1 protein-coding gene and 2 pseudogenes are annotated in these 1870 nt (G+C 56.3%); all 3 read left to right on the top strand.

All coding sequences use genetic code 11. The features are described from left to right. Nucleotides 1–187 (top strand): annotated as a pseudogene (locus EV561_RS37815) (hypothetical protein); the annotation flags it as partial. A gap of 275 nt (nucleotides 188–462) precedes the next feature. Continuing rightward, nucleotides 463–657 carry a hypothetical protein gene (locus EV561_RS36920; protein WP_132528778.1) on the top strand — a complete coding sequence of 65 codons (195 nt, stop codon included), beginning with the start codon at nucleotides 463–465 and terminating at the stop codon, nucleotides 655–657. 82 nt (nucleotides 658–739) lie between these two features. Then, a pseudogene (locus tag EV561_RS36915) lies at nucleotides 740–1040 on the top strand (catalase); the annotation flags it as partial. Nucleotides 1041–1870: the final 830 nt, after the last annotated feature.

Below are 1870 nucleotides of genomic sequence, written 5' to 3'. Positions count from 1 at the left end.
CACGTTCATCATGTCATTGGTCATCGGTGGTCTTTCCGTCAGGTTGGTCTTGAACAACCCGACCCTAGCGGAAAACACTGATGGCCGCCCGCAAACCAAATCACCCGCTACAGCGCAACGAGAAGCGCGCGGGCACTCGGCTTTGCTATCTCCCGCCAGTTACACCATCTCCTGGGGCACGATCTGACAGAACGCGGTGATAAGGCTGCGCGGAACTGGGAATCATATGTGGAAAGGCCCCCGAGTACCGCCAGAAAACGGCTGAACCAAGTTTCCGTTCCTTGCTCGCCGGTCATGCGCGAAAAAGATCCCCAAGGAACAATAGTAAAGGACGATCTGGGCACCTTTGGATCCCTGAACACACGCGGAAGTATTAGAATGCGGCAATAGATGAGCGCGGCTGCGGGAACACAAACCTCACGACGGGAGTTTCGGAATAAAGGGCTTCCAAGACTTCCAAGCATGACAGCCGATCAGTTTTCCGTTGATGACTTGGCCGAACAATGTCAAATCAGCCGCCAGCAGGCGTTGCGATACATCGCGCGTTTCAGTGCCGATCGCGAAGAACTCGACAGTCTTTTGTCATCATCGTCGAGAATACCTACTCATCGGAAAGACGAAATCAATCGAACGCCATCCGAGGTTGCGTTGGGCTGAAGTCGCACATCTAAGCTTTCCATTCGGAACCTTCCAAGGCTCCCCCGTTAGCCGGTCAGCATTCTCGGGGAGGAGAGTTTCCATGGCAGACGAATCCAAGTTCGACACCGATCGCGGCAACGGCGGTGAAACCCACCAGCATGTCCCCACATCGGGGCCCCACGACGCAAGCGGCCATCTGACCACCAATCAGGGCATTCGGATTTCCGATAACCAGAACAGTCTTCGCGCCGGAGCCCGCGGCCCTACCTTGCTTGAAGATTTCGTGTTGCGGGAAAAGATCTTTTCACTTCGATCATGAGCGCCTTCCGGAGCGGATCGTCCATGCGCGTGGATCCGCTGCCCACGGCTATTTTGAGCTGACGCAAACGCGATCGGCATGGCACCCGGAGAAGCGCCAAGCCTATTTCAAGCCTGCATCCTCTTGCTGCGCGGAACTTCGCACTCGCTGCTTCGTTGAGCGGCTACACTCGGAGAACGTTATGACCAAATATCTGTCCATCTCCACCGAACACGCCGCAATCGTCGCTCCAATGTCGTTGACCGGGCGCTTTCTGCGCGGCCGTCGCGTGCGGGGGCGCCATTTGGACCATGGGTGTGGTTGCCCTCTTGTCCTCTGTCATATGGTGATTGTTTCGACCAGCCTTTGGTAAGCCGGATAAAACTGGGGTGGGAATAGCACGCGACAACCCGGTTGGCTGGACTTGCCGTGGGCGACAGCGATCTAGCCGAAAAAGACGCCTATGACAAAACCCCTGCTATCACCAGATCGGACTGCTCGAATGGAAGCACCGCCGCTTGAATGAAAGCTTGCAGCCATGCCGCCCGTTTGGAAGGCCTTGCTGATGTCGGCGGCATCTGTGTGACGCGAGGTGTGCGCGATCATCTCCGCGACCGCGTCGATGCAAGCTTCGAGGACCTCGGTGAGCAAAATATCAAGAACATCCCACGTCCCTGCGCGTGTTTCGCGTCCTTTTCGACAAGGAGAATGAGCCGGCGATCGATTTGGCCCTTCCCCTCATCGAAGATAGAGAGCAAGCGTCTTCCGTCGATCAGCCGCTGTCACGCAACAAGGGCGATGAGGATCGCAGTATTGAAGTTACCTTCTGGCAGTCGGTTCAGAGTCTGACTCGAAAAGGGTTCAACGATAGCAATATCTTGCGAGCCGCCGCGTAAGGATGCGGATATGGGCGATGGTTATCCAGGCTTCGGC

It is taken from the genome of Rhizobium sp. BK376, assembly GCF_004341625.1.
Lineage (GTDB): Bacteria > Pseudomonadota > Alphaproteobacteria > Rhizobiales > Rhizobiaceae > Rhizobium.
Note: the sequence above shows the minus strand (reverse complement) of the source record. Positions and strands in the feature narration are given on the sequence as shown.

Excerpts from the sequence above, each read along its gene's own strand:
- EV561_RS36920 (WP_132528778.1), top strand. The coding sequence starts at position 463 with ATGACAGCCGATCAGTTTTCCGTTGATGACTTGGCCGAACAATGTCAA.